The 26966-nt window shown below is 70.0% G+C and carries 19 protein-coding genes; 9 read left to right on the top strand and 10 right to left on the bottom strand.

The window, feature by feature from the left end:
* Nucleotides 1-62 precede the first annotated feature (62 nt).
* Nucleotides 63-3626 carry a DNA polymerase III subunit alpha gene (gene dnaE / locus ACQ86G_RS17095; RefSeq protein WP_431256453.1) on the bottom strand — a complete coding sequence of 1188 codons (3564 nt, stop codon included), beginning with the start codon at nt 3624-3626 and terminating at the stop codon, nt 63-65.
* A gap of 59 nt (nt 3627-3685) precedes the next feature.
* On the opposite strand from dnaE, the gene ACQ86G_RS17090 reads away from it, so the two are divergent.
* The 8 genes from ACQ86G_RS17090 (at nt 3686) to ACQ86G_RS17055 (ending at nt 11178) form a co-directional block, all read left to right on the top strand.
* Nucleotides 3686-4798 carry a peptidylprolyl isomerase gene (locus tag ACQ86G_RS17090; protein ID WP_431256452.1) on the top strand — a complete coding sequence of 371 codons (1113 nt, stop codon included), beginning with the start codon at nt 3686-3688 and terminating at the stop codon, nt 4796-4798.
* Nucleotides 4799-4984: 186 nt separating this feature from the next.
* Nucleotides 4985-5782, top strand: a complete 798-nt coding sequence (locus ACQ86G_RS17085) for a sulfurtransferase (protein WP_431256451.1) — start codon at nt 4985-4987, stop codon at nt 5780-5782.
* Complete coding sequence (locus ACQ86G_RS17080; RefSeq protein WP_431256450.1) at nt 5779-7014, top strand: alpha/beta fold hydrolase; 1236 nt, start codon at nt 5779-5781, stop codon at nt 7012-7014. The genes ACQ86G_RS17085 and ACQ86G_RS17080 overlap by 4 nt, the downstream gene beginning before the upstream one ends.
* A complete protein-coding gene (locus ACQ86G_RS17075) occupies nt 7015-7731 on the top strand; it encodes a transporter substrate-binding domain-containing protein (RefSeq protein WP_431256449.1) in 717 nt (238 codons plus the stop codon).
* A 66-nt stretch (nt 7732-7797) separates the two neighbouring features.
* On the top strand, nt 7798-8490 hold the full coding sequence (locus ACQ86G_RS17070; RefSeq protein WP_431256448.1) for an ABC transporter permease: 693 nt from the start codon (nt 7798-7800) through the stop codon (nt 8488-8490).
* Nucleotides 8491-8502: 12 nt separating this feature from the next.
* Complete coding sequence (locus tag ACQ86G_RS17065; protein ID WP_431256447.1) at nt 8503-9189, top strand: ABC transporter permease; 687 nt, start codon at nt 8503-8505, stop codon at nt 9187-9189.
* Between the two features lie 82 nt (nt 9190-9271).
* Complete coding sequence (locus ACQ86G_RS17060; RefSeq protein WP_431256446.1) at nt 9272-10408, top strand: succinylglutamate desuccinylase; 1137 nt, start codon at nt 9272-9274, stop codon at nt 10406-10408.
* Complete coding sequence (locus tag ACQ86G_RS17055) at nt 10408-11178, top strand: ABC transporter ATP-binding protein (RefSeq protein ID WP_431256445.1); 771 nt, start codon at nt 10408-10410, stop codon at nt 11176-11178. Before ACQ86G_RS17060 ends, ACQ86G_RS17055 begins: the two co-directional genes overlap by 1 nt.
* Nucleotides 11179-11242: 64 nt before the next feature.
* On the opposite strand, the gene ACQ86G_RS17050 is transcribed toward ACQ86G_RS17055, so the two are convergent.
* The 7 genes from ACQ86G_RS17050 to ACQ86G_RS17020 form a co-directional block, all read right to left on the bottom strand.
* The gene (locus ACQ86G_RS17050; protein ID WP_431256444.1) at nt 11243-11464 is read right to left on the bottom strand and encodes a helix-turn-helix domain-containing protein; all 222 of its coding nucleotides are present in this window, start codon (nt 11462-11464) and stop codon (nt 11243-11245) included.
* Nucleotides 11465-11876: 412 nt separating this feature from the next.
* A complete protein-coding gene (locus ACQ86G_RS17045; protein ID WP_431256443.1) occupies nt 11877-14696 on the bottom strand; it encodes an ATP-binding protein in 2820 nt (939 codons plus the stop codon).
* On the bottom strand, nt 14696-15409 hold the full coding sequence (locus ACQ86G_RS17040; RefSeq protein WP_431052065.1) for a hypothetical protein: 714 nt from the start codon (nt 15407-15409) through the stop codon (nt 14696-14698). The genes ACQ86G_RS17045 and ACQ86G_RS17040 overlap by 1 nt, the downstream gene beginning before the upstream one ends.
* A complete protein-coding gene (locus tag ACQ86G_RS17035; protein ID WP_431256442.1) occupies nt 15406-16986 on the bottom strand; it encodes a hypothetical protein in 1581 nt (526 codons plus the stop codon). The genes ACQ86G_RS17040 and ACQ86G_RS17035 overlap by 4 nt, the downstream gene beginning before the upstream one ends.
* Nucleotides 16987-17029: 43 nt before the next feature.
* Nucleotides 17030-17548, bottom strand: coding sequence for a GNAT family N-acetyltransferase (locus ACQ86G_RS17030; protein WP_431052061.1), 519 nt, complete (start codon nt 17546-17548; stop codon nt 17030-17032).
* The gene (locus ACQ86G_RS17025) at nt 17548-18309 is read right to left on the bottom strand and encodes a DUF1294 domain-containing protein (RefSeq protein ID WP_431256441.1); all 762 of its coding nucleotides are present in this window, start codon (nt 18307-18309) and stop codon (nt 17548-17550) included. The genes ACQ86G_RS17030 and ACQ86G_RS17025 overlap by 1 nt, the downstream gene beginning before the upstream one ends.
* Nucleotides 18310-18343: 34 nt before the next feature.
* Nucleotides 18344-20305, bottom strand: a complete 1962-nt coding sequence (locus tag ACQ86G_RS17020) for a DEAD/DEAH box helicase (RefSeq protein ID WP_431256440.1) — start codon at nt 20303-20305, stop codon at nt 18344-18346.
* Between the two features lie 600 nt (nt 20306-20905).
* Here ACQ86G_RS17020 and ACQ86G_RS17015 point away from each other — a divergent pair.
* On the top strand, nt 20906-22444 hold the full coding sequence (locus ACQ86G_RS17015) for an FAD-binding protein (RefSeq protein WP_431256439.1): 1539 nt from the start codon (nt 20906-20908) through the stop codon (nt 22442-22444).
* A gap of 27 nt (nt 22445-22471) precedes the next feature.
* Here ACQ86G_RS17015 and ACQ86G_RS17010 read toward each other — a convergent pair whose 3' ends face one another.
* Nucleotides 22472-24877 carry a hypothetical protein gene (locus tag ACQ86G_RS17010; RefSeq protein ID WP_431256438.1) on the bottom strand — a complete coding sequence of 802 codons (2406 nt, stop codon included), beginning with the start codon at nt 24875-24877 and terminating at the stop codon, nt 22472-22474.
* Nucleotides 24819-26885, bottom strand: coding sequence for a chorismate-binding protein (locus ACQ86G_RS17005; RefSeq protein ID WP_431256437.1), 2067 nt, complete (start codon nt 26883-26885; stop codon nt 24819-24821). Before ACQ86G_RS17005 ends, ACQ86G_RS17010 begins: the two co-directional genes overlap by 59 nt.
* Nucleotides 26886-26966: the final 81 nt, after the last annotated feature.

Raw genomic sequence — 26966 nt, 5'->3', positions numbered from 1 at the left:
CCCGATGTGGTGTCCCCCGAGCACCCGTCAAATGGGGGATGGTGGCGTTTGCCGGCAACGCGTCAACCGCCGGAGTCGTACACGATCTCCGCCGGCTTGAGCTGCTCCAGCGCCTCGTCGCTGGGCCAGAACTTGCCCGCGCCGCCCAGGCCCAGTTCCGCGATCGCGCCGTTGCGCTTGATCGGGATGCGCAGCTCCAGCCCTTGGCTGAGCACGCCCTGCTCCGTCTCCACACGCTTGGCCGGCCAGCTCTTGACCAGCTCCAGCACCGCCGACGCCGGCAGGTTGGGCGCCGTGCGCAGGTAGCGCCCGAAGCGCGCCCGCGCCGCCGCCAGGCTGAACACCTGCTGCACGTTCATCCGCAGTCCGCCCGAGAAGCGGTCGTTCTGCACCTTGCCCACCGCGATGACCAGCTCGTCCTCCGCCAGCAGCTCCTTGTTGGCGTTGAGCATCTCCTCGTTGGCCACCGCCTCGATCGCATGGGTCTTGTCGTCGATCTTGAAGATCGCCACCCGGCCGCGCGAGCCGTTGATCACGCGCATGTCCGACACGATGCCGGCCACCGTCGTCGGCTCGCGGCTGTCCTGCAGGTCCACGATCCGGCGCTTGACCATCCGGCGCAGCTCCGTCTCCGCCTGGTCGAACAGATGGCCCGACAGGTAGAAGCCGATCGCCGTCTTCTCCAGGCTCAGCCGCTCCTTGATGCCCCAGTCCGGCACCTCGACGAAGTCCGGCTCCGCCGTCGACGAGCCGTGCCCGCCGTCGAAGTCGAACAGGCCGCCCTGGTTGACGTTCTGCGCCAGGTTGTCCGCGTAGGTGTAGCCCAGCGCGACGCTGGCCAGCAGCCGCGCACGGCTCGCATGCAGCGCGTCGAACGCACCGGCCTTGATCAGCGCTTCCACGACGCGCTTGTTGACCGCCTTGCGGTCGACGCGCGCGCAGAAATCGAAGAAGCTCGTGAACGGCCCGCCCTCGGTGCGCGCGCGCACAATCGCCTCGATCGCGCCCGCGCCCGTGCCCTTGATCGCGCCCAGGCTGTAGTTGATCTTGCGCGAGCGCGGCGTGGTGCCGGCCTTGCCCTCCTTGGCCACCGACTTCGACGTGCCCTCGTCCGCGGCCATCGGCTCGAAACGGCCGACACCCAGGTTGATGTTGGGCGCCTCGAACTCGATGCCGAACAGCTTGGCGTCGTTCATCAACACCTTGAGCTTGTCGGTGTCGTCCGATTCGATGGTCATGTTCGCGGCGAAGAACTCCGCCGTGAAATGTACCTTCAGCCAGCCGGTGTGATACGCCAGCAGCGAGTACGCGGCCGCATGCGACTTGTTGAAGCCGTAGCCCGCGAACTTCTCCATCAGGTCGAAGACCTCGTCGGCCTTGTTCTGATCGATGCCCTTCTCGGCCGCGCCCTTGCGGAACAGGTCGCGGTGCATGGCCATCTCTTCGGCCTTCTTCTTGCCCATCGCGCGGCGCAGCATGTCCGCGCCGCCGAGCGAGTAGCCGCCCAGCACCTGGGCGGTCTGCATCACCTGCTCCTGGTAGACCATGATCCCGTAGGTCTCGGACAGCACCGGCTCCACCAGCGGATGCGGGTACTCGACGACCTCCTTGCCGTGCTTGCGCGCGACGAAGCTCGGGATCAGGTCCATCGGGCCCGGCCGGTACAGCGCGTTCAGCGCGATCAGGTCTTCCAGGCGGGACGGCTTGGCGTCCTTCAGCATGCGCTGCATGCCGCTCGATTCGAACTGGAACACCGACTCCGTCAGGCCGTCGGAGAACAGCTTGTAGGTCCGCTTGTCGTCCAGCGGGATGGTCTCGAAGGCGAAGTCCTTCTGCTCCGGATACCGGCCGACGATGAAGTCCTTGGCCAGCTCCAGGATGGTCAGCGTCGCCAGGCCCAGGAAGTCGAACTTGACCAGGCCGATGGCCTCGACGTCGTCCTTGTCGTACTGGCTCACCGCCGAGGTCGAGCCCGGCTGCTGGTACTGCGGGCAGAAGTCGGTGATCTTGCCTGGCGCGATCAGCACGCCGCCGGCGTGCATGCCGATCGAACGGACCGTGCCCTCCACGCGCGCCGCCATCTCCAGCAGGCCGGCGACTTCCTCGTCCTGCGCCTCGCGTTCCTCGATCTCGGGCGACTCGTGACGCGCGTAGACCATCTTGGCCTTGTCCGGGTCGAAGCCCGGCGGCAGCTTGGCCAGCGTCACCGTCTTGCCGGGAGGCGCGGGCACCAGCTTGGCGATCGAGTCCACGTGCCCGAAGCCCATGCCCAGCACGCGCCCGATGTCGCGCAGCGCGCCCTTGGCGGCCATCGTGCCGAAGGTCGCGATCTGGCTCACCGCCGGTCGGCCGTACTTGTCCTTGACGTACTCGATGACGCGGTCGCGGTTGCCCTGGCAGAAGTCGATGTCGAAGTCGGGCATCGAGACCCGTTCCGGGTTCAGGAAGCGCTCGAACAGCAGGTTGTACTGCAGCGGGTCCAGGTCGGTGATCAGCAGCACGTAGGCGACCAGCGAGCCCGCGCCCGAGCCCCGGCCCGGGCCCACCGGGCAGCCGTTGTTCTTCGCCCAGCGGATGAAGTCACCCACGATGAGGAAGTAGCCGGGGAAGCCCATCTTGATGATGGTCTCGAGCTCGAACTCCAGCCGGTCCACGTAGCGCTGGCGCACCGCCTCGCGCTTGGCGGGATCGGGGTACAGCAGCTGCAGCCGGTCCTCCAGGCCCTCGTGCGAGAGCATGCGGAAGTACTGCTCCATCGGCATCGGCGTGCCGTCGGCCTGGATCGGCGTCGGGAAGTTCGGCAGCTGCGGCTTGCCCAGCACCAGCGTCAGGCTGCAGCGCTTCGCGATCTCCACCGTGTTGGCGATCGCGCTGGGGATGTCGGCGAACAGCGCCTCCATCTCGGCCTGGCTCTTGAAATGCTGGCTGGGCAGGAAACGCTTGACCCGCTTCGGATTGGCCAGCGTCTCGCCGTCGGCCACGCACACGCGCGCCTCGTGGGCCTCGAAGTCGTCTTCCTCCAGGAACTGGATCGGGTGCGTCGCCACCACCGGCAGACCCGCCTTCGCGGCCAGCGGCACCAGCTGGCGCAGCAGCGCTTCCTGCCCCGGCAGGCCGGCGCGTTGGAGCTCGATGTAGAAGCGGCTCGGATAGATCGCGGCGAGCCGCTGCGCCACATCCAAGGCGCGCGCCTCGTCGCCGGCGATCAGCGCCTGGCCGACCGGGCCGAACTGCATGCCGCCCAGGCAGATCAAGCCGGCGTTGAGCTCCTGCATCCACTCCAGCTTCAGCAGCGCCTGGTTGCGCTGCACGTTCTGGATCCAGGCGCGCGACAGCAGCTCGCTCAGGTTCAGGTAACCCTGGATGTCCTGCACCAGCAGCAGCACGCGCGACGGCGGGCGGTCCACCGCTTCGGGCTCCAGCCAGGCCTCCACGCCCAGGATCGGCTTCACGCCCTTCTTGCGGCAGGCGTTGTAGAACTTCACCCCGCCGAACATGTTGGCGAGGTCGGTCAGGCCCAGCGCGACCTGGCCGTCCTTGGCGGCCGCCGCGGCGGCGTCGTCGATGCGCAGGGTGCCGTCGACGACGGAGAACTCGGTGTGGGAGCGGAGGTGAACGAAAGCCATCGGGCGATTGTAAGAAGGCTATGCTCGCCCCCCATCGAACACTCTCGCGGAGCGCCCGGATGACGATGAGCAAGACGACGATGAAGGCCCTGCCCCTCCTTTCCCTGATGACCGCCCTGGCGCTGTGCGCACCGCTGCCGTCCCACGCGGCCGAACCCGTGGCCGAACCCGCGGCCGAACCCGCGGAGAAGGCGGCCAGGGCGACCAAGGCCGCCAAGCCCGCCAAGCCCGCGACCGCATCGCCGGCGGCCGCCAGGAAGCCCGCCCAGCCGCCCCGCAGCAGCGCCGACATCCTCGCCACCGCGCCGGCCGCCGTCTGGCGCGACGTCGATCCGGACAATCTGCTCGTGATGGTGCTGCCGCAGGGTCAGGTCTTCATCGAACTGGCGCCGCGTTTCGCGCCGGCGCACGTCGACAACATCCGCGCGCTGGCCCGCGGCGGTTACTACGACGGGCTGGCGATCGTCCGCGTCCAGGACAATTTCGTCACCCAATGGGGCGACCCCAATGCCGACGACGAGGACACCGGTCTCAAGGGCAAGGGCAAGCCCTTCCCCGCCGGCGCGAAGTCCCATCTTCCGGCGGAGTTCTCGATCCCCCTGAAGGGCGTACCGATGACGGTGCTGCCGGATGTCGAGGGCTGGGCGCCCCGCGCCGGCCAGGTGGATGGTTTTCCGGCCGCCGCGGACCCGAAGACGGGCGAGGCCTGGCTGGCTCACTGCTACGGCACCGTCGGCGCGGGACGCGGCAACGCGAAGGACTCCAGCACCGGTGCGGAGCTGTATGCCGTGATCGGCCACGCGCCGCGCGGACTGGACCTCAACATCACGGTCGTCGGCCGCGTGCTCAAGGGCATGGAATTCCTGTCCGCGCTGCCGCGCGGCGGCGCGGCGATGGGCTTCTACGACAAACCGGAGCAGCGGCTCGGCATCGAGCGTGTCTCGCTCGCCTCGGCGCTGCCGGCCGAGCAGCGTCCTGCGCTGCAGGTGCTGCGCACCGACACGCCGACATGGAGCGAGCTGCTGAACGCGCGACGCAACCGTGGAGGCTGGTTCGTCCACAGTGCGGGCTACACGGACCTGTGCAGTGCCGCCGTGCCGGTGCGGATCAAGCCCGTGCCCGCGCCGGACGTGAAGCTCAACGAACCCAAGTCCTCCGAGACCCGCAGATGAACAACCGGCGCGAAGCGCCGGCAAGGTCAGCGAGAGCCTCTGGGGCCGGAATGATGCGGGAGGATCGGACGCGAGGCCTCCTGCATCGTGGAGTGCCCGCGCCTGGCCCCACGCAGTCCCCCTTCCCACCCCGCCTACAATCGTCCGTTCTCCCGACCCTGCCCGGCCACGAGCCGCCGCAACGGCATGAACACTGCTGTCCCGACCGATTCCGACGCCAAGCCTGTCCTCAACATCTCCTGCTACCAGTTCGTCGCCATCGACGCGCCGGACGCCTTGCGGGACACGTTGCACGCGCGTGCGCAGGCGCTGGGCCTGAAGGGCACGGTGCTGATCGCGGAGGAAGGCATCAACCTGTTCCTGGCCGGCCCGGCGGACGCGGTGAAGACCTGGGTGGACGCCTTGCGCGGGGACGCGCGCCTCGCTGCGCTCGCGCCTAAGGAAAGCTGGAGCGACGAGGTCCCGTTCCGCAAGCTGCTGGTGAAGGTGAAGCCGGAGATCATCCGGATGAACCATCCGACGATCCGCCCGGACCAGGCGCCTCGCGCGCCGGCGCTGCCCGCCGAGACCCTGAAGCGCTGGCTCGACCAGGGCCACGACGACGACGGCCGGCCGGTGGTCACGCTCGACACGCGCAACGGCTTCGAGGTCGATGTCGGCGCCTTCGACGGCGCGATCGACTGGCGCCTCACGAAGTTCAGCGAGTTCCCCGACGCCTTCCAGGCGCACCGGACCGAGCTGGCGGGCAAGACCGTCGTCAGCTATTGCACCGGCGGCATCCGCTGCGAGAAGGCCGCGCTCTACCTCGACCAGGAAGCCGCCCGTCACGGTCTCGATGCGAAGGTCTACCAGCTCGAGGGCGGCATCCTCAAGTACTTCGAGGAAGTCGGCAACGCGCATTACCACGGTGACTGCTTCGTCTTCGACGAGCGCCGCGCCGTCGATCCCGAACTGGCTCCGTCGCCCGACTCCGTCGTCGAATGATCGAGCGCATCACCGAGCGCAGGCCCGAGCGTCCCACCGTCGGCGCCCGGCTGATGAAGCTGCTGGGGTTCGCCGTGCTCGCGACGGCGCTGCTCGCGATGGCCTTCCGCGCGCCGGAACGGCCGCTCGAAGGCCTGGTCGCGCGCTGGGCCCCGCCGCCGTCGGACTTCCTCGAACTGAAGCTCCCGGGCGGACAGATCCAGCTCGTCCACTTCCGGGACGAAGGCCCCCGGTCCGACACGACGCCCATCGTGCTGCTGCACGGCACCGCCGCGAGCCTGCACACCTGGGAGGGGTGGGCCAGGTCGCTCAGCACGACGCGACGCGTGGTCACGCTCGACCTGCCCGGCTTCGGACTCACCGGCCCGTCGGTTCTAGGCGACTACAGCGACGATGCCTATGACTCGTTCCTGTTGTCGTTCTTCCGACAGTTGCAGATCGACCGCATGGTCCTCGGCGGCAACTCGATGGGCGGCGGACTCGCCTGGTTGTACGCCGCGCGGCATCCGCAACAGGTCGCGGCGCTGGTGCTGGTCGACGCCGGCGGACTCGACGTGCGCGGCGAGGCGGTGCCCGACGGCTTCCGCGTGCCCGACTCGCGCCTGCTGCACTGGCTGGCCGGCGTGTTCCTGCCGCGGCCGCTGGTGGACCGCAGCCTGCGCGAGGTCTACGGCGACCCGTCCCAGGTGTCCGCGGCCCTCGTGGACCGCTATTTCGAACTGACGCTGCGAGAAGGCAACCGCGAGGCCCTGGCGCAACGGCTCGCCCAGCGCGCGCCCGGCGAGCATGCCGATCTGCTGTCCCGCATCCAGGCCCCGACGCTGATCCTGTGGGGCGGCAAGGACCGCGTCATCCCCCCGTCGCCGCCGAACGCTTCCACCAAGCCATCGCACACAGCAGCGTGCAGACCTTCCCCGGACTGGGGCATGTCCCCCAGGAGGAGGACCCCGCGTCCACCGTCCAGGCGGTTCACACGTTTTTGCACTCTCCTTAACCCTGATGGCCGCCGCACGTGCGGCATTGCAACAATCCCCCCAGTCCGGACGATCTCCCTCCGAGGCGGGCTCGAGCCGCCCGGAGGTCGGAACCGGATGTCCATTTCACGCGTTTCCGCGTTTTCCTGCTCAATCACAAGGAGCCTTCATGCAACGACGACAACTGATCGCCCGCGCCGCCCTGGCGGCCTGCGCCCTGCTGGCCACCGCCGGCGCCGCGCACGCCCAGGCCCCTGAATGGAAGAAGATCCGCATCGGCGTCGAGGGCGCCTACCCCCGTTCTCCGAAGTCGGCGCGGACGGCAAGCTCAAGGGCTTCGAGATCGACCTGGCCCTGGCGCTGTGCGCCGAGATCAAGGCCGAGTGCACGCTGGTGCAGCAGGACTTCGACGGCCTGATCCCCGCGCTGCAGTCGCGCAAGGTGGACGCGATCATCGCGTCGGTGTCGATCACCGACGAGCGCAAGAAGGTCATCGCCTTCTCCAACCCGTACTACAACACCCCGGCCCGCTTCACCGCGAAGGCCGACGCGAAATTCGACTTCTCGCCCGCCGGCCTGAAGGGCAAGAAGATCGGCGTGCAGCGCGCGACCATCCATGAGAAGTTCGCCGCCGAGACCTTCAAGCAGAGCGAGATCGTCCGCTACGCGACGCAGGACCAGGCCTTCCTGGACCTGAAGTCGGGCCGCGTGGACCTGACGCTGGCGGACCTGGTGGCCGCCGACATGGGCTTCCTGAAGACGCCGGCCGGCAAGGGCTATGCGTTCGTGGGCCCGAGCTACGACGACGTCAAGTACTTCGGCGTCGGCAGCGGCGTCGGCATGCGCAAGGCCGACGAGAAGACGCTGGGCAAGAAGTTCAACGACGCCATCGCCGCGGTGAAGGCCAACGGCACCTTCAAGAAGCTCAACGACAAGTACTTCGAGTACGACATCTCGGGCAAGACGGGCAAGTGATCGGGTGATCCGCAGAGGCCCGGCAGCGCCGGGCCTCTTTCCTTCAGAACGAACGAGGTCCGTCGAATGTTCCTGCACGGTTATCTGCCCAGCCTGCTCGAGGGCGCCGTATTGACCCTGGGCGTGGCCCTCAGCTCGATGGTGCTGGCCATGGCGCTGGGGCTGGTCGGCGCGATGGCCAAGCTGTCGAAGTTCCGCGTCGCCAAGGGCCTGGCCACCGTCTACACGACGCTGATCCGCGGCGTGCCCGACCTGGTGCTGGTCCTGCTGATCTTCTTCGGCGGGCAGGTCGCGGTGAACGCCATCGCGCTGTCGCTGGGGCATGAGGATCCGGTCGACATCAACCCCTTCGTCGCCGGCGTGGTGACGATCGCGTTCATCTTCGGCGCCTACCTGACCGAGGCCTTCCGCGGCGCCTTCCTGGCCGTGCCGCCGGGGCAGCGCGAGGCGGGCCTGGCCTTCGGCATGAGCCCCGCGCAGGTCGCGTGGCGCATCACGCTCCCGCAGATGTTCCGGCACGCGCTGCCGGGGCTGTCCAACAACTGGCTGGTGCTGATCAAGAGCACGGCCATCGTCTCGGTCATCGGGCTGCACGACCTCATGATGCGCGGCTCGCAGGCCGCCGCCGGCACGCGCGAGCCCTTCGTGTTCTACCTCGCCGTGGCGCTGATCTACCTGCTCTTCACGTCCGTGTCCGAACTGGTCTTCGACCAGTTGCAGAAGCGCCTGTCCATCGGTGTGCGTCGCCACTCGCTGTAATCACGATCCCCCATGAACCTGGACGCCATCGTCGAGAATCTACCGCGCTACTTCGAGGGCGCGCTCATCACCTTCGAGCTGCTGTCGATCTCGCTGCTCATCGGACTGGCCCTGGCCATCCCGCTCGGCGTGCTGCGCACGCTGCCGGTCAAGTGGCTGTCGCGCACGGTCTGGGCCTACACCTACGTGTTCCGCGGCACGCCGATGCTGGTGCAGCTCTTCCTCATCTACTACGGGCTGGGCCAGTTCGACTGGATGCAGCAGAGCGCGCTGTGGCCGCTGTTCAGTTCGGCGTGGTTCTGCGCCTGCCTGACCTTCGTGCTGAACACCGCCGCGTACACGACGGAGATCGTCGCCGGCTCGATCCGCTCGCTGCCGCACGGCGAGGTCGAGGCCGCGAAGGCGCTGGGCATGAGCCGCTGGGTGATGCTGCGCCGCATCGTCGTGCCGCACGCGCTGCGCCGCGCGCTGCCGGCCTACAGCAACGAAGTCATCTTCATGCTGCACGGCACCGCGCTGGCCAGCCTGGTGACGATCATGGACGTCACCGGCGTCGCGCGCGACGTCAACGCCACCTACTACATCCCGTTCGAGGCCTTCATCACCGCCGCGATCTTCTACTTCACGATGACGCTGGTGCTGGTCGGTCTCTTCCACCAGGCGGAGAAGCGCTGGCTCAAGCCGCTGATGCCGCGGTGATGCCACGGTGATGCCGCCCCCACCCGCCATTGATCCGGCGCTCGAGCTCGTCCCGAGACCGCGCCGAACGGAACCCACTCCCATGCAACTCCGACAACATCCGCTCCCGAGCCCCACCCCGGGCACGCAGCGCGAGCTGGTCTCGCTGCACTACGGCCAACCCGGCCAGGGCCAGAAGGTCTACATCCAGGCCTCGCTGCACGCCGACGAGCTGCCGGGCATGCTCACCGCCTGGCACCTGCGCCGCCACTTCGACGCGCTGGAGGCAGCGGGCCGCCTGCGCGGCGAGGTGATCCTCGTGCCGATGGCCAATCCGATCGGTCTCTCGCAGTGGTGGCTGCAATCGCACCTGGGCCGTTTCGAAGGTCTGTCGGGCGAGAACTTCAACCGCCACTATCCGGAGCACATCGAGGCGGCCGCGCGTCACGCCGAGTCCCAACTGGGTGACGATCCCGCGCGCAACGTCGCGGTGCTGCGCGCCGCGCTGAAGACCGAGGTGCAGGCGTCGCCCGCCGACACCGAGCTCAAGGCGCTGCGCAAGACGCTGATGCTGATGGCCTGCGACGCGGACGTGGTGCTGGACCTGCACTGCGACGCCCAGGCCATGATGCACCTCTACACCGAGACGCCGTGCTGGCCGCAATGCGAGCCGCTGGCGGCCTACCTCGGCGCCGGCGTGACGCTGCTGGCGACGGACTCCGGCGACAACCCCTTCGACGAGGCCTGCTCGCAGGTCTGGTGGAAATGGGCGAAGCACTTCGGCGACCGCTTCCCGATCCCGCAGGCCTGCCTGTCGGTGACGGTCGAACTGCGCGGCCAGCAGGACGTGCACCACGACCTGGCGGCCAAGGATGCGCAGGCGATCGTGGACTTCCTGATCCACCGCGGCGTGATCGCGTCCGACGCCCCGGATGGCGCGACGCCGCCGGTGCCCGCGCCGGTCGGCGATGCGCGCCCGCTGGCGGGATCGATCCCGGTCCCCTCGCCGGTGGGCGGCGTGCTGACCTTCCTGCGCGAGGTCGGCGAGACGGTGCGCGAAGGCGACGTGATCGCCCAGGTGATCGATCCGATCAGCGGATCGGTGACCGACCTGAAGAGCCCCACCGACGGGCTGCTGTTTGCACGCGACACGCTGCGCCTGGTCACCGCCGGCGCACGGGTCGCGAAAGTCGCGGGGCGCGAAGCGACCCGCACCGGAAAACTCCTGGGAGCCCGTTGATGTCCGCGGCCAGTCTTGTTGTCGACAACCTCCACAAACGCTACGGCGAGCGCGAAGTGCTCAAGGGCGTGTCCCTGGCCGCGAAGCCGGGCGACGTGATCACGCTGATCGGATCGAGCGGCTCGGGCAAGAGCACCTTCCTGCGCTGCCTGAACCTGCTGGAACAGCCCTTCGAGGGCACGCTGAAACTGGGCACCGAGGAGCTCAAGCTTGTCCGCGACCGCGACGGCAGCCTGAAGTCCGCCGACGCGGCGCAACTGCAGCGCTGGCGCGCGCGGCTGGCGATGGTGTTCCAGAACTTCAACCTGTGGGGTCACCGCACGGTGCTGGAAAACGTCATCGAGGCGCCCATCCACGTGCTGAAGCAGCCCCGCGCGCAGGCCATCGAGAAGGCCGAGGCGCTGCTGGCGCGCGTCGGCGTGTCGCACCGCAAGGACGTCTATCCGGCGCAGCTGTCAGGCGGCGAGCAGCAGCGCGTGGCGATCGCGCGCGCGCTGGCGGTGGAACCGGAGGTGATGCTCTTCGACGAACCGACGTCCGCGCTGGATCCGGAGCTGGTCGGCGAGGTGCTGAAGGTGATGCGCGACCTGGCGGCGGAAGGCCGCACGATGATCGTCGTGACCCACGAGATGGGCTTCGCGCGCGAGGTGTCGTCGCACACGATGTTCCTGCACCAGGGCCGCGTGGAAGAGCAAGGCAACCCGCGCGAGGTGCTGGCCAAGCCGCAGAGCGAGCGCCTGAAGGCGTTCCTGAGCGGCGGGTTGAAGTAGGCCTCACACTCTCATTCGGCGAGAAAGCCCGGGCATGCCCGGGCTTTTGTTCATTCCGACGGACTCATTGAAGCTCCGCCGGCAGGAAGATGGCGTGGACGCCTCGTTCTCGCACCAGATGCAGCAGGCGCAAGGCGGGCCCCTGCGGGCGACCGAAGCCCTGCTCCCAGCGACGCAGTTGCTTCGGCGTCGTGTTGATCAGGTCCGCAAAGACCGCCAGCTCCAACTGGTCCCGCTCGCGGATGGCGCGCACTTCCTCCGGCTCCAGCGGCATGGGCGCTGGCATGCAGACGATCTCGCAGGACCGACGACGTTCATCGCTGATCAACCCCTCGGCGTGCCACAGGCGGCCTGTCGCAAGGACACGCTCAACGATGGCGGACTTCCTTTTTCTCTACCGAGGTTTGCATCGATGAGCCCGCGTTCCATTTCAGCCACAGCGCGACACAAGTCGCTGTCTGTCCAACGCCTGCTTGCGCATCCAGCGTTGAAAGCCTTCGATCAGATAAACGGCGCTCGTCATCCGCCACCCCTCGCATCGCGATCACACGGGCCCTGAGTGCCAGTCCTTGCCCGATCGCGCCTCGCCCTGAAGGCGCCCCTCCGATGGGGGTGTCACAGCCTCACGTTGCGCAATGAGAAAAGCCGCGCATGAGCGCGGCTTTCCGGGGTCCAGCGTGGCCGAGGGCCGTCGAGGATCAGTCGTAGACCGACTTCTCCGGCCGGCGCGCCAGCACCGCGATCGGCGGCGCCCAGCGCTCGCCGCGGGGCTTCTTGCTGGTGACCAGCGTGATCTCGGACGGCTCGAAGACCTCGACGTTGTGCGTGATCGGCGTCGTCAGCAGGTACTGCGCCCGCGTGCTCTTCAGGAAGTGGCCGACCAGCTGGATGTTGCGCACGTCCAGATGCGCGAAGGGCTCGTCGATGAAGACGAAGCCGCCGGGCGCGTCGTCGTCCTTCATCAGCCCCACCAGCAGGATCAGGCTCTTGAGCACCTGCTGCCCGCCCGAGGCCTCGCCGTCGTTCATGCCGACTTCGCCCTTGCCGTCGAAGTTGAACTTCACGTGCAGGCCCGCCTGCGCCAGCACCGTGTCGTCGTTGTCCAGGTGCGGCAGCTCGGCCTGCGCATGCACGCCGGCCAGCTCACCCAGCTCCTGCACGTTCTTCTTGTAGCGCCGGACGGTCGCGCGCAACACGTCGATGTAGCGCTCACGCGCGTTGAACGCGGCGATGCGCGCCATCTCGTTGCTCGCGCGGCGGTCGTCCAGCTGCGTGGTCTGCTCCAGCACCGCCATCTGCATGCGCGCATGCCGTTCCTGCACGGCGACGTCGGTCTCCCACACGCCGGTGTCCAGCTCCTGCTGCACGTGGCGCGAGGCGATCTCCGCCTGCTTGGCGTTCTCGAATTCGTCGCGCAGCGCGTTCAGCCGCATCGGGTGCAGCCAGATCGCAGGGAACTTCGCCCGGGCCTCGTGCGAGGCCTTCGCCGTCGCGATCAGGTCGGCGCGCCGCGTCGCCCAGTCGCGCTCGGAGCGCGAGACGTTGTCCTCGCTCGCCTTCAGGCTGGCCTGCGCGCCTTCGTAGTCGCGCTCGGTGCGCGTCGACGCGGCCACCGTGCGGTCATGCTCCTGGTCGAGCGCGCCCATGCGCGTCGCCGCCTCGATCCGCGACTGCCGCAGGCCCGGCAGGCGGGCGCGCGCCTCGGCGAATTCCTCGGAGCGCTCCACGAGTTCCTGCGCCGCCTTGTGGCCCTGGGCCGCGCGCTGCGCGTCCTTGAGCTGGCGCTCGATCTCGAGCTGCTCCTTGGCGAGCTTGGACAGCTCCAGGTCGTATCGCGTCAGTTCCTTGTCCAGCGAGGCCCGGCGCGTGTCCAGCGCGGAGTCGCCGAACTGGTACTCGCGCGGCTCGACCCACAGGCTGCGGCCGCCGCGGCCGTCGCGGTAGTAGGCCTCCGGCGTGATCCATTCGCCGCCGGACTGCGCGCCCTTGTCGGTGTCGGCGACGCACCGGATCGACGCCAGCTGACGCAGCAACCAGCCCGGCGCCTTCGCGTTGAACTTGAGCACCGACATCAGGCTGTCCTTCGGGCACACCGTCGGCGCGAACTCGCCGTCGGCAACGACGTAGTGCCGGTAGCGCTCGCGCGAGGCGAGGCGGTAGGCCTGGCCTTCGTCGCTCGAATGCGCGAGGACCACCACCCAGCGCGACGGCCGCAGGAAACCTTCGGCGGCGGCGCGCCACTGGTCGTCGGCGATGTCGATCGCGTCGGCCAGCACGTGGTGAGCGATGCCGGCCTCGTCCAGCGCCTTGCGGAAGCGCGTGACCTCGACCGGCGGCGGCGGCAGCCGCTGACCGGTCAGTTCGTCCATCGCCGCCTGCGCCTTGCGCTGCTGGTCGTTCTGGCGCGTGAAGCTCTCGCGCAGCTGGTGCTGGCGCGTGCCGAGCTCCTCCAGCTTCGCGGTCAGCGCGGCGCCGTCGGTCTCGACGGCGGCCAGCGCCTTCAGGTCCTCCTCGCGCTTGGCGAGCTGTTCCATCGGGCGTTCGCCGTCGCGCGCGGCCTCGAAGGCCTGGCGCGCTTCCTTGCGCTGCGTCTCCAGGTCGGCCAGCTTGTCCTTGGCCGCTTCCTGCGCCTTGAACAGCGCCAGCAGATGCGCGCGCTTGTCGCTGATGCCGCGCTCGTCGGAGCGGGCGAAGAGCCGCTGGCGATGCAGCTCGCGCAGCTGCTGCGCGGTGCGCTGGCGCTGCTCGCTCCACTGCAGCACCGGCACGACCTCGGTCGCGAGCCGCTCGCGCTCCTTCAGCCGCAGCTGGTACTGCTGGTAGCTGTTGACGCGGTTGGCCAGGTCCGACAGCTGCGCCTGCGCGTGCGACAGCTCATGCGTCGACTGGTCGACTTCCTTCAGCAACTGCTGCTGGTGATTGCGCGCCAGCTCGTAGCGATCCAGCACTTCCTGGTCGCCGAAGACCTCGAACACCAGGCGCAGCAGTTCCTTGGACGACAGCTCGCAGAGGCGGTCCGTCTGGCCCTGCTCCAGCGCGAGCACGCGACCGATCGCGCGCGTCAGGCCGGCGGCCTCCAGGCGCTTCTTCCAGGCCTCGATGCCCAGCCAGTCCTTGTCGGTCTTGGTGTCGAGCTCCTCGATCTCCTGCACGCCGTCGACCAGCGTGTAGCGGCGCACCCAGTCGCCGCCCTGGCGCGAGATGCGGCAGGCCAGCGTCACCTGGTCCGAATACAGCAGCGAGCTCGCGAACGGCCGGCTGCTGTTCTGGCGGTTGCGCGGGCGGTTGTCCACCAGCGCGCGCAGCCACGCGTGCTCGGCGTTGGCGTGCCGGGCGTAGGTCTTGTAGGTCCGGCCGCCGGAGCACTCCAGGCCCAGCAGCGTGCGCATCGCGTCGAGCAGCGTCGTCTTGCCCGAGCCGTTGGGCCCGGCGATGGTGATGATGTTGCCGTCCAGCGGCATCGAGACGCGGCGGCAGTAGTCCCAGTGCAGCAGTTCCAGGGATTGCAGGTGAAACATCAGGCGTCGCTCAGATCGGATTCTTCGTTATGGCGGGCGGCCAGGATGGCGGTGAGCATCGGGCCGGCTTCGCCGTCGGTGCTGCGCGCCAGCACGTCGGCCAGCGCCCCGTCCAGGATGCGCGGGGCCAGCGTGTCGTAGTCGAGCAGCAGGTCCAGCAGCGGACCTTCGCAGATGTCCTCGCCCTTGCGGGTGATGAAGCCCTGGCGCTCGAGCAGCTTGAGGTTGGAGTCCAGCCGCATCTTCTTGCCCAGCTGGTTGCCGAAGTCGGCCAGCAGGCTGCGGTAGGACAGCGTGGGCGCGCTGCTCGCGGCGCTGGGCAGCGGCTTGTCCTTGGAGAACATCTCGCCCTGCCCTTCGGCGGCTTCCTCGGCGCGCGCGAGCTGGCGCTGGCGCTTGGGCAGCACGATCAAGGACCACACGACCACCAGCAGCGCGACGCCGTCGCGCGGCAGGTCGAGGTTGTTGTTGGAGGCCAGGCCGGTCTCGCCGAAGACGGCGACCTCGGCCGGACGCAGCATCGCCAGCGTGATGTGGTCGGCGTAGACGTTGTCCACGACGCGCAGGCCGACGGCGGCCACGCGTTCGTTGACGGCGCGCCAGAGCTCCTGGTCGATCAGCGCGCGGCGCACCAGCGGCTGGTTGCGCGGCAGCCAGCGGCGCGCCAGCAGTTGAGCCGCCAGTTGGGCGGCGTCGTCGAGTTGAGTGCTCATGCCTGGGAAGCCTGGGGAGGCGTGTCGGCATCGATGTCCGCGGCGTTCGGCGCGTCCGGGGACGGCGTCGCGTCGGCGATCGATGCGGGGATATCAGGAGTCGCCACGGCGGCATCTGCCGCGGCGTCGGGGGTCAGGGCTTGCGCAGGCGCATCGGCGGATGCCTCAGCGGTGGCAGCGGCGGCCTTGCGACGACCGCGCTTGGGCGCGGGCGGCTCGGGCGGCCGCCACTTGGGTTCGGGTTCGGGCTCGACGGGCGGCTCGACCTCGGTCGAATGCAGCACGCCCTGGCTCATCCAGCGGACGTACTCGTCGTCGATATCGCCCTGCTGCGCGGACCAGCGCACGCGCCACGGCTGGCGCGCCATGTCGCCGGTCGCGCCGGCCAGATGCTGCGCCTGCACGTCGCCGAGCAGCGGCAGCAGCTGCGCGCGGTAGGCCGCACGCGCGTAGCTGCCGCCCAGCACCGCCGGGCGCAGGTCATTCGTCTGCACGCTGTCGCCGGTCCACCGCCCCAGCAGCGCCTGCAGCTGGTTCATCTCGGGCGGCAGGCTCATCACGGCGAGCTCGCCCTCCGGCGCGGCCAGGCCGCTGGGCAGCGGCTCGGGCGTCGGCGGGACCGGGCGGTCGCGTTCGAACTCGGCCTCGCAGCCGTCCAGCAGCTCGTGCTGGGCGACGAAGACCGGATGCACCGGCCGCGACAAGGCGCCCAGCGCGAGGTTCTCCAGGAACGGGACTTCCTGCAGCCAGCGCCGCACGTCGGTCGTCGTGATGCCGGTGGAGCCCAGCGTGACGCGCTGGCGGTCGGCCTGCTGCAGCGCGCGGTTGAACTGGCTCGCCATCGCGAGCAGCCGCGCCTGCGCCAGGCCGAGCTCGCGCGCGAGCCGCTCCAGCCGCGCGTTCCCGTCGTCCTCCGCCTGGCGGATGATCGCGGACAGCGCCTCGCTGGCGCGTTCGACCAGCTTGAGCGCGCGCTCGAAGCGCATGCGCGCGCGGCGCAGGTGGAATTCGGAGCCGGACGCGATCGCGTCGGCGAACTCGTTGTACAGCCGCGAGAGCTGCGCCAGCAGATGCTGCAGCTGTGCGGGCTCCAGCGTGCCGAGCTGCTGCGCGCCGGCCACGTTGGCCAGCAGGCCGGCGAGATCGCCGTCCTCGTCCGCGACCTGCCCCTGCGTCAGCGGCGAGACCATCGCCATCAGCTGCTGCGCGAGCGGCGTCACGCCGTACTGCTGGTTGGAGGCGTCCCACGCCAGCAGCTGCGCGTCGCGCAGGCGCTTGAGCACGAGCTCCAGCGCCTCGTCGCGCAGCACGTGGAAGTGGCGGTTGAGATCGTCGCGCGAGAGCCGCGAATGCGGCAGGCTCATCAGCTCGATGAACACCCACACGCGCAGCCGCACCAGGGTGGCCGGGCCGTGGAACAGGGCGCGCTGCGCGCCCAGCAGGGCCTCGTTGCGTTCCAGCTGCCACCACAGGAGCGAGTCCTGCGGGAGCTGACCTTCGCGGAAATGGTCTTCGAAAGAGGGTTCGGGGAGATCGTCGCGCAGCACGTCGTCCACGCCTCCCGGGGTCACTGTCATGAACGGGATTATCGCCCCTCGAAGACCCCTTCCCGGCCCGCCGTCACACGGGTGTCAGGGACCTGCGCATCAGGGTTGCCCCGGAGCCGAAGCTGGCGAGTTTCTCGATCAGCGCGTCGCTCAAAGGCGCCTCGGCATCGGAGAAACCGTGGCGTTCCCAGTACGCCCGCGAGCCTTGCACGGCCACCAGCGCGACCTGCGTCAGGCCCATGTCCTGGGCACGATGCACCACCTGCTGCACCAGCTTGTGGCCCAGACGTTTCGCACGACCCGCCGGCGAGACCGCGAGGTCGTGCAGGTACAGCGTGCGCGGTGCGCGTGCCGGCGCGATCGAGGGCGCGTCCAGTGCCGGCAGCTGCCCGTCGTCGACGGGCAGGCTGACGACATAGGCCAGCGGCTCGCCGGCCTCGACGGCCAGGTAGGAACAGTGGAGATGACGCGCCGCGTCCAGCTTGGCCACGAAGGCCTCGGCGCTTTCCAGGAACTCGGGCCCGTAGCACTGGGCCTGCAACGCGAGCACGTGCGGGACGTCCTCGGTGCCAATCACTTTCAACTGCAGCATCAGACGGATGAGCCGGCCGATCGCGCGTTCCAGTGGTCGGAGACTCCCGAGACGAACGGCGTCAGCAGCGGCGTAAAAAGACAGACGAAGGCCAGGATGTTGAGCGCGACGCTCAACCAGAACACCCGCCGGAAGGTCGGCTTGGCGCTCTTGTGCCGCAGCAAGTGCTGTGCCAGCAACGCGCCGGGCCAGCCGCACAGCAGCGCGAGCCCATGCAGCGTCGATTCCTTGACGCGCCAGTGGCCCAGCCGCGCCGCGCGCTTGTCGAGCGCGTAGACGATGAAAGTCGCAAAACTCATCGCGACGTAGACGCCCCACAAGCCGCGCGGCAAGGGCCACGCGAGATGCGTCAACAGCACCAGCGAGGCAAAACCCGGCACCAGCCACAACGAGGCACCGGTGTCGGCGGAGGTCTTGGGGGAGGAGGAGGAAGGCGAAGCGCCGCGCGCGGACTTCGCAGACGGCGCGGGCTTGGCACGCGCACCGTCGCGGTCCGTGCCGGCAGCACCGGACGGACCGCGTCGGGGCGCGGGGCCGGCGGGCGCCGGCTTGGGTTCGAGGCTGCGGACCTTCAGCGCGCGGGCCTTGCCCTGCGCATCAGTGCCGGCCTCGTAGTCGACGCGCTCGCCGACGAAAGGTCGGCGGGCGCGCGGGCCGAAGGCGCTGATGTGGGCGAAGCGTTTCGGCCCGCCGTCGGACGGCGCGATGAAGCCGTAGCCCTTCGCGTCGTCCCACTGCACGATCCGACCCTCGACGCGCATCCCTCAGCGTCCCTCAGCCACCGAGCCGCGAGGCTCAGAACTTGCGCGGGCCCTTGCGCGGCACGAAACCGCCGCGGTCGCCGCGGTCGTCGCCTTGCGGACGCGGACCCTTGCCGAATGCCGGCTTCGCCGGACGGCCTTCGAAGCGGTTGTCGTCGCCCTTGTTGAAGGCGGGACGCTCGGCGCGCGGTGCGTAGCGGTCGTTGTTCTCGGCCGAACGGTCGAAACGCGGATCCGGACGACGCTGGTCGAAACCACCGCCGTTGCCGCCATGGCCACCGTCGCGCGGCGCGTTGAAGTCGCGCTGCGGACGATCGCCGTAGCTGCGCGGTGCGCCGCCGAAGCCGCCTTGCGGACGGTCACCGAAGCGCGGACGGTCGCCTTGCGGGCGGTCGCCGAACGGACGATCGCCTTGCGGACGCTCGTTGCGGTGCTCGAAGCGCTGGCCGCCCTGGCCGCCGCCGAAGCCGCCCTGACCGCCTTCACGACGCTCGCCGAACGGGGGACGGCCCTGGCCTTCCGGACGCTCGAAGCGGGCGTTGTTGTCGAAGCGGTTGTCGTTGCCGCGGTAGCCGCCGCCTTGCGGACGGTTGCCGCCGAAGCCGCCACGGTTGCCACCGTAGCCGCCGCCGCGATTGCCGCCGTAGCCGCCGCGGTCACCGCCGCGATCGCCGCCGAAACCGGGGCGCGACGGGTAGATCTTCGGCTCTTCGTTGCGCGGCTCCAGGCCTTCGATGCGCGACACGGGGATCGCCTGCGTCGTGAACTGCTGGATGCGCTTGATCATCGAGATGTCGCCGCGCTCGGCCAGCGTCACCGCCAGGCCGGAGCGGCCGGCACGGCCAGTGCGGCCGATGCGGTGGACGTAGTCCTCGGCCTTCATCGGCAGGCCGAAGTTGATGACGTGCGAGATCGTCGGCACGTCGATGCCGCGGGCGGCCACGTCGGTGGCGACCAGCACGCGCAGGTCGCGACGGCGCAGCGCCATCAGCGTGCGGGTGCGCTTGCCCTGCGGCATGCCGCCGTGCAGCGCGGCGACGCGGTGGCCGATGGCCTCCAGCTGTTCGGCCAGCCACTCGGTGTCCTGCTGGGTGCTGGTGAACACCACGGCCTGGTCGACGTCGCGCAGGCCCAGGATGTGCTCGAGCAGCTTGCGCTTGTGCTGGCCGTTGTCGGCCCAGTGCAGGCGCTGCTCGATGTTGGCGTGCGTCTCGGTGTGGCCCGAGACGTCGATGCGCTGCGGGTCCTTCATCAGCTGCGAGGCCAGGCGGCCGGTGTTGCCGGCGAAGGTCGCGCTGTACATCAGCGTCTGGCGCTCGGCCGGGATCTGCTCGGCGACGAAGTTGATGTCGTCGATGAAGCCCATGTCCAGCATGCGGTCGGCTTCGTCCAGGACGAACATCGTCACGTTGTCCAGCTTGCAGCGGCCGCTGTTGATGTGGTCCAGCAGGCGGCCCGGGGTGGCGATCAGGACGTCCAGCGGGCCGCTCAGCGCGCGCAGCTGCTGCGCGTAGGGCATGCCGCCCAGCACGGTGGCGACGCGCAGGCCCTGGATGTGGCGGCCGTAGGTCATGGCGGACTTGGCGACCTGCATCGCCAGTTCGCGGGTGGGGGCCAGCACCAGCACGCGCGGGCCGACGGTGCGGGTCTTGTTGTTGGTGGCGGCGCGTTCGGCGCGGGCGTTCAGCACCTGCTGCAGGGCCGGCAGGATGAACGAGGCGGTCTTGCCCGAACCGGTGCGCGACGAGACCATCAGGTCCTTGCCGTCGAGCGCCGGCGGGATCGCCTGCGCCTGCACTTCGGTGGTGTTCTCGTAGCCGGAGTCCTTGACGGCGCGCAGCAGCGCGTCGTGCAGGCCCAGGGCCGAGAACGGCGTGCCGGTCGTCTCGGCGTCGGCGCCGAGTTCGCCGGCTTCGATCCCCTGCTCGAGGCCGCTGTCCAGCGCCTCGTTCGTGTCCAGGGTGTCGGCGGCGTTCTTGTCGTGGTCGAAACTCATGTGTCTTTGCAATCCAATGGGACGCAGCCGGGCTGACGCCGTCGAAACGGAGTCCGCGCCGGAGCGCCTGGTCGCCGCGCAAGATCGATGTGATCGCGGCTGAACCGTGATGTCGCTGGGAGAAAGCTCGCGTCGATCACCAGGAAAGAAAGACACATGCGCGGCGCGATTGCAGAGCAACCGCCGTGGTCGGCATGAAGGGCCTGGTGAGGCGCCGGGGAACAGTCAAAGCGACGGCATCGCCGCCGACCGAACCCGAGGGCATGCAGTGCGCGCTCCCCGTGGCGGGAAACAGCTTCGGCGGAGAGCCGGAGCCTGCGTGGGAGTCCAGTCGGATGCCCGGCGCAGCGGTCTGCAAGAGGTCAGAGGAGACGTACGAAGCACCGCCAGAAGCGGTGAAGCCCACGACTATAACAGCGTTCGGGGTTTTCACCTAGCACATCGTTGCCCCTCACCTGGAGGGCCACTGCAGTCGTCACTTGGCGATCACCGCCGCTGCCGATTCGCCTCAATGGGGGGACTGAAATCGGTCCTACTTTGGACCTAAACTGGTATCAGATTGGATTTTTCGATCCAACGACATTCCACAGGGAGACAGGCATGGATCGACGACGATTCCTCGTCGGCAGCGCGAGCGCGCTGAGCGGTGGCTGGCTGGCGGGATGTGGCGGCGGCGGCGGCGAAGCCGGCACGCCGGTATCCCCCGCTCCCTCGCCAGGCCCCGAGGTCACGGACCAGGACCTCGCCACGCTGGCGGCGCAGATGAGCGGTCGCCTGCTGAAGTTCGGCGACGCCGATTTCCCCGCCCTGCGCCTGCCTGCCAACGCACGGTTTGACGGCCTGTTCCCACGCGCCCTCGCCCGCTGCGAAGGGGCGGCGGATGTCGGTGCCTCGTTGGCCTTCGTCAAGGCCAGGAAGATGACATTCGCCCTGCGCAGCGGCGCCCACAGTTATATCGGCGCCTCGACGACGGACGGGCTGCTGATCGACACCGGCCTGATGGACGGCGTCCGCATGGAGGGCGACATCCTCGTCGCCGGTGCCGGCGCCAAGCTGGCCGACGTCTACCGGACCGCCTTCGATGCGGGGCGGATCCTGGCCTCCGGCAGCTGCATCACGGTGGGCATCACCGGCATCACGTTGGGCGGCGGCATCGGCTTCTTCGACCGCCAGCTCGGCTTGACCTGCGACGCGCTGGTCCGTGCCAGCGTGATCACCGCCGACGGGCAGACGCGCGTCTGCGACGACACGCAGAACCAGGACCTGTTCTGGGGACTGCGGGGCGGCGGCGGCGGACAGTTCGGCATCGTGACCGAGCTGCGCTTCGTGACGCAACCGATGAGCGCCGTCAGCGCCGCCGCTGCTGCCTTCAAGACGACGGATCTGGCGGCGGTGCTGGCGGCGTGGCAGGCCTGGCCGGACACGCTGCCCGACTGGGGCTGGTCGCAACTGGCCATCGCCAGCGATCGCGCGGGCGGATTGCAAGTCACGGTCCTCGCCGTTGCGATGCAGGACGCCGACACGCTGCGACCGCAGTGGAACGCCCTGCTCGCGGCGACGGGCAGCACGCCCCAGTCGCAGTTCATCGACAACACGACCGCGGCCTCGCTGCTGCTGTCCGGCTGCGCCGGACTGAGCAACACCGCCTGCCACCTGCCGACACAGGTTGTCGGCGGCATGCTGCCGCGCGTGTCCATGACGGCGAGTTCCGACTACTTCCTCCATGCCTTGCCGAGTGCCGGCATCCAGGCACTCGGCGACGCGTTGCTGGCCCGCTCGCGCGCCGGGCGGCCCGGGATGGTCCTGCTCGACCTGATGGGCGGGGCCATCGCGCGCGTCGCGCCGGACGCGACGGCCTTCCCGCACCGTGCGGCGCGTTTCAGTGCGCAGTACCTCACCGAGAATCCCGTGGGCACCCCGGAAGCCACCTTGAACGCCGATGCCCTCTGGGCCACCGGTCTGCGTGACACCATGAGGCCCTGGAGCACCGGTGGCACTTACGTGAACTACCCGAGCCTGGAGAACAAGCCCTCGCCGACCGCGTACTTCGGTTCCAACGTGGACCGCCTGAAGCGCCTCAAGGCCAGCGTCGATCCGGACAACGTGTTCAGGAGCCCCAACGGGACCCCGCTGGTGTAGACGCGGAGACGGGTCTCCGCGTCGGCGTCAGAGGCCTTCCAGCAACCTGGGCAGGACGCTCATCAGCGCGTCGAGCTGATGACCGTCCAGCCAGGCGGGCGCGGCATCCAGCCAGTCGGGGAAGGCCAGACCGTCGCGCTGCGCACGCAGCACCGCGGCATCCAGGGAGTCCTCGATCAGCAGCAGGGCCGACGGCACGCCGCAGGCGTCCTCACCGCAGGTCGACTCGACCCGGTGCGACAGCACGGCGGGCTGCCACGGCAGATCCGCATGGACGATCGCGACGCGGTCGCCGGCGAGCGCGCCCTCCTCCAGACTGCCGAGCGCGTCGTCGCTGACCAGCAGCACGCCGGCTTCGGCGCCGCGCCAGGCCGAGAGCGCCGCGTCGCGCGCCTCGGTCGTGTCGCCGGCACGCAGCCGCTGCGGCGGCAGGCGGCGCAACTGGGGCGACATCGACAGGCTGTCGAGCAGCGTCTCCGAACGAGCGCAGATCAGCAGGCGCGCGGCGGCCGGAACGGCCGCGACCTGGATCCATTCGCGACGCAAGGCGAGCACCGCCTCCGCCTTCGCAGCCAGCGCCTGGCGCGAGGCCGGTGGCAGCAGCGTGAGCGCTTCCAGCAACTGCTGCTGCTCGGCGCTCGACAGGAAACGCAGCGCGGTCCAGCGCTCGACCAGGTGGCGGAGCTGCTTCAGCGGCGCGGCGGGCAGGCTGGCACCGGTCGATCCCGCGCCATCCAGCCACACCGGCGTCAGCAGCGCGGCGGGCAGGCGATCCTCCAGCTCGCGCTTGCGGCGCGACAGCAGCACGGGCTCCAGCGCGTCGCGCTTGACCTTCTTGCCGGCGTCGTCCGGCAGCACCCGCAGGTCGGACAACGGGCCCCGGCGCATGTCGTCGAGCCAGTCGACCCATTCGCCCAGGCGCGCGTCCGCGAGCGGCTCCTGGTGCGCGATCAGCAGCAACTGGGCGGCCGGCAGCGCACGCAGTGCGGCCAGACGATCCGCGTCCATCCATTCGATGCCGTCGACGACCAGCAGCGCGGCCTGGGGCTTCGCGGGCGGCGTGGCCGCCACCGTCACCGACTTGGCGTCGTCGCCCAGCCAGCGCTTCAGGTCGCGCTGCCAGGCGGCGTGCGCGGACTCCGGCGCGATGACGACGGCGGGCTTCACGCCGAAAAGCGTGGCCCACAGCTGGATCGCGGCGATCGCCGCGCCCCGCTGACCCAGGCCGAGATCGTCGGAGACCAACGCGCGACCGGCACAGACGGCAAACAGCGCGGCCTCCCAGGCGTGGATGGGGAGTTCGTCGCGCAGCAACGCGCGCATCGCGGCCCCGTCCGACATCAGCGCCTCCAGGCGTTGCACGCGCGCCTGCGCATCGCGTCCGCAGGCCAGTTGCGGCCACACCGGTGCGTCGACGCGCAGCACCACGCCCAGCGCGCGGGCGTCGCTCAGCACCTGCTGCAGCCAGGCGTGGCCGCCCTCGGCACGGCGGCGCGATTGATCGTCCAGGCCCGCCTGCTCGCGCAAGTGCCGCGGCACCTCGCGACCGCACACCCACTGCAGTTCGCGCTCGTCGCCCGGCACCAGCCAGACTTCCGCCTCGCGCGCCGGCCAGCCGGCGTCCAGCGCCGCCTGCTGACCATCATCGAACAGCGACAGCAGCTGGTCGCCGTGTTCGCAGGCGCCCTGCTCCCGATAGCCCGCGCAATCGCAGCGCCAGGTGTTGCGGCCCAGCAGGCGAAGGTGGAACGTGCCGCCGGTCTCGCCGTCGCGCAATTCGTAGTCGCCGAACACGCCATCGTCCTCGCGCGCACCGAGGGTGAAGCGCGGCGGCTCGGCCGGCGCCTCCTCCGCGACCGGCTCGGGCTGGGGCTTGCGCCGCCCCTTGCGGGCCGGCGCGGACTCGGCGACGGCGTCGTCACCGACCGTCACGACCTCCGCCGCAGGCGCCGCGATCTCAGCGCCGACGACGGGGGCCTCTTCGGCGACGACGGTCGCTTCGGCCGCCACGGCCTTGGATGCGGCACCGCGCTTGCGCGCCGGCCGCTTCAGCGCCGGCGTCGGCGCATCGACATCGGCCACCGCTTCGGTCGCGGGCACCACGGCAACGATCGGCGCTTCATGCGCGCCGACGTCGTCTGTCACCTCGACCGTCTCGACTGCCGGCGCCTTCGCGCGGGCGGTCCGCTTGCGCGCAGGCTTCGGTGCCACCTCCGTTGGCATAGGCGCAGCATCTGCCACCGCGCCGGGAGCGGGAGTGGCATCGGGCGCGATGGCGACCGCGGTGTCGACCGTGGGGTCAGCCGCGGGTTCAGCCGCGGGTTTGGCCGCGGCTTCGATCACCACGGCATCGGCCGCGGCCGGCACGGCCGCTTCATCGGCCGCTCGGGTCTTGCGCGCCGCCGGGCGGCGTCGTTGGGAAGTCGTCGTCATGGGAGTCCTCGTGCCGCAGCCGCACTTCACGCCAGCCGCGGACACCGTTGAAGATGGCGAGCGCATGCGCCCGCCTCAGATCGTCCAGGGTCAGCCGCGCCTCGCGCAGCCGGCCCTGTTCCAGCAGTTCCTCGCGCAGCGTGCCGGGCAGCAGGCCGGCCGCGGCGCGCGGCGTCAGCCACGGCCCGTCCGGCACCCGCTGCAGCGCGAGGTTGGTCAGGCAGCCCTCGGTGAGCTCGCCGTCCCGGTTGAACAGCAGCACGTCGAAGCAATCGGCCGGCTTGGCGTCCAGGAAGGCCTGGTACACCTCGCGACGCGTCGTCTTGTGCTGGATGAATTCCGCCGCCGGACCGCGCGTGTCGATCGGGGTCCGCGCCAGCGCCACCGTCAGCGGCCCGGACATGTCCGGCGATGCCGCGTCGGTCGACGCCGCCGTCGCCACCGTGGTCGCCACCGTGGTCGCCGCCGTGGCCGGCATGGCAGGCGTCGCCGGTGCCGGCAAGGCCTGCACCGTGTGATTGAACGTGCCGTCGCGCATGAGCGTCAGTCGGACGCGCCACGCCCCGCGCGGATGGCGCCGCGCGATGTCGACGAGGCAGGCCTTCGCCGCATCCGCCGACCACGACAGCCCGAAGTGCCGCGCCGTGCGCTGCATGCGCACCAGGTGACGGCCGACGCGGGCGAATTCGCCGCCCTCGAGCCGCATCGTTTCCAGGGCCTCGATCGGCGCCTGCGCGCGCGTCAGGAAACGGGCCTTGGCGCGCCACTCGTCGATCTCGTCGCGCGGCTGCGAGTCCAGCGTGATGCCGCTGCCCACGCCGCAGCGCAGCGCACGCACCGTCTGCTCGACGGTGCGGATCGGCACGTTGAAGGTCACCGCCCCGCCCGGCTGCAGCAGGCCGAGTGCGCCGCAATACCAGCCGCGCGGGCCGGGTTCGAGTTCGCCGATGATCTCCATCGCCCGCTTCTTCGGCGCGCCCGTGATGGACCCGCAGGGGAACAGCGCCGTCATGACCTCGTCCAGCGCAAGCCCGGCGCGCGTGACCGCGCTGATCGTCGAGGTCATCTGCCAGACGGTCGGCAGCGCGTGCAGCTCGAACAGCCGCGGCACGCGCACCGAGCCCGCTACCGCCACGCGCGACAGGTCGTTGCGCAGCAGGTCGACGATCATGAGGTTCTCGGCGCGCTCCTTGGCGCTGGTGCGCAGGTAGGCCTGCGCGGCCTCGTCGCCGGCGCGATCGCGACCGCGCGGCGCCGTGCCCTTCATCGGCTGCGCCGACAGCAGCCAGGTGTGGCTGGCCTGCGGCGTCTCGGGCAGCGGGCGCCAGTCGAAGAAGAGTTCCGGCGAGACGCTGGCCACGGCACCGCCGTCGCCGAGGTCGCCGGGGCCGACGTCCCCATCGTCACGGCCCTCACGCCCCTCCCGGCCCTCGCGTCCGCGCCCGGTCCGCAGGAACATCGAGAACCCGCCCGGCTGCGACGCATGCATCGCGAAGAAATGGGCCACCTCGTCGAAGCCGTCGAGCGCCCCGGCGCTCAGGCGGGTCGTGAGGTTGACCTGGTAGCAGTCGCCGTCGCGGATGTACGCGCGGATGCGCTCGACCTGCGCCTGCTCGTCGTCCTCTTCCTGGGTGTCCGACCACGCCGTCATCGGATGCGCACGACCGGCGCCCTGCGCGGCGAGGTCCTCCGGCCACGCCTCGGGCGTCTCGTGCCAGACGTGGAATTCCGCCAGCGGCGCCTCGCCCGCCGGCCGCGTGCGCAGCACGGGATCGAGCGCGGCCGCCGCCTCGTAGCGCAGGCCGCCCAGCACCCACGCCCCCGAGCGGGCCGCGGCATGCGCCAGGCGCAGCACGGCGCGCAGGCGATCGGGATCGCGCGCGATCAGGCGCTCCGCCGGCGGCGCGAAGAAGGCGCCACGCAGGCGTTCACCGTCCTCGCGCGCCAGCGGATGGCGCGGAAAGTCGAAGGCCGCCCACAGGTCCTGCGGGCGGCGCGGCGTGTCCATCGGTGTCTCAGTCGCGCGGTGGCGCGCTCCTCGTCAACTGCGGGAGGGGGACGGCAATCGGGGCGGCGAACCGGATGCCCG

This window comes from Roseateles chitinivorans, assembly GCF_050632145.1.
Classification (GTDB): domain Bacteria; phylum Pseudomonadota; class Gammaproteobacteria; order Burkholderiales; family Burkholderiaceae_C; genus Roseateles; species Roseateles chitinivorans_B.
The sequence above is the reverse complement of the archived record's forward strand: the minus strand, read 5'-3'. Positions and strand labels throughout refer to the sequence as shown.

Coding starts and splice junctions, on each gene's coding strand:
- dnaE (WP_431256453.1), bottom strand. CDS start 3,626: ATGGCTTTCGTTCACCTCCGCTCCCACACCGAGTTCTCCGTCGTCGAC.
- ACQ86G_RS17090 (WP_431256452.1), top strand. CDS start 3,686: ATGACGATGAGCAAGACGACGATGAAGGCCCTGCCCCTCCTTTCCCTG.
- ACQ86G_RS17085 (WP_431256451.1), top strand. CDS start 4,985: ATGAACACTGCTGTCCCGACCGATTCCGACGCCAAGCCTGTCCTCAAC.
- ACQ86G_RS17080 (WP_431256450.1), top strand. CDS start 5,779: ATGATCGAGCGCATCACCGAGCGCAGGCCCGAGCGTCCCACCGTCGGC.
- ACQ86G_RS17075 (WP_431256449.1), top strand. CDS start 7,015: ATGGAAGAAGATCCGCATCGGCGTCGAGGGCGCCTACCCCCGTTCTCC.
- ACQ86G_RS17070 (WP_431256448.1), top strand. CDS start 7,798: ATGTTCCTGCACGGTTATCTGCCCAGCCTGCTCGAGGGCGCCGTATTG.
- ACQ86G_RS17065 (WP_431256447.1), top strand. CDS start 8,503: ATGAACCTGGACGCCATCGTCGAGAATCTACCGCGCTACTTCGAGGGC.
- ACQ86G_RS17060 (WP_431256446.1), top strand. CDS start 9,272: ATGCAACTCCGACAACATCCGCTCCCGAGCCCCACCCCGGGCACGCAG.
- ACQ86G_RS17055 (WP_431256445.1), top strand. CDS start 10,408: ATGTCCGCGGCCAGTCTTGTTGTCGACAACCTCCACAAACGCTACGGC.
- ACQ86G_RS17050 (WP_431256444.1), bottom strand. CDS start 11,464: ATGCCAGCGCCCATGCCGCTGGAGCCGGAGGAAGTGCGCGCCATCCGC.
- ACQ86G_RS17045 (WP_431256443.1), bottom strand. CDS start 14,696: ATGTTTCACCTGCAATCCCTGGAACTGCTGCACTGGGACTACTGCCGC.
- ACQ86G_RS17040 (WP_431052065.1), bottom strand. CDS start 15,409: ATGAGCACTCAACTCGACGACGCCGCCCAACTGGCGGCTCAACTGCTG.
- ACQ86G_RS17035 (WP_431256442.1), bottom strand. CDS start 16,986: ATGACAGTGACCCCGGGAGGCGTGGACGACGTGCTGCGCGACGATCTC.
- ACQ86G_RS17030 (WP_431052061.1), bottom strand. CDS start 17,548: ATGCTGCAGTTGAAAGTGATTGGCACCGAGGACGTCCCGCACGTGCTC.
- ACQ86G_RS17025 (WP_431256441.1), bottom strand. CDS start 18,309: ATGCGCGTCGAGGGTCGGATCGTGCAGTGGGACGACGCGAAGGGCTAC.
- ACQ86G_RS17020 (WP_431256440.1), bottom strand. CDS start 20,305: ATGAGTTTCGACCACGACAAGAACGCCGCCGACACCCTGGACACGAAC.
- ACQ86G_RS17015 (WP_431256439.1), top strand. CDS start 20,906: ATGGATCGACGACGATTCCTCGTCGGCAGCGCGAGCGCGCTGAGCGGT.
- ACQ86G_RS17010 (WP_431256438.1), bottom strand. CDS start 24,877: ATGACGACGACTTCCCAACGACGCCGCCCGGCGGCGCGCAAGACCCGA.
- ACQ86G_RS17005 (WP_431256437.1), bottom strand. CDS start 26,885: ATGGACACGCCGCGCCGCCCGCAGGACCTGTGGGCGGCCTTCGACTTT.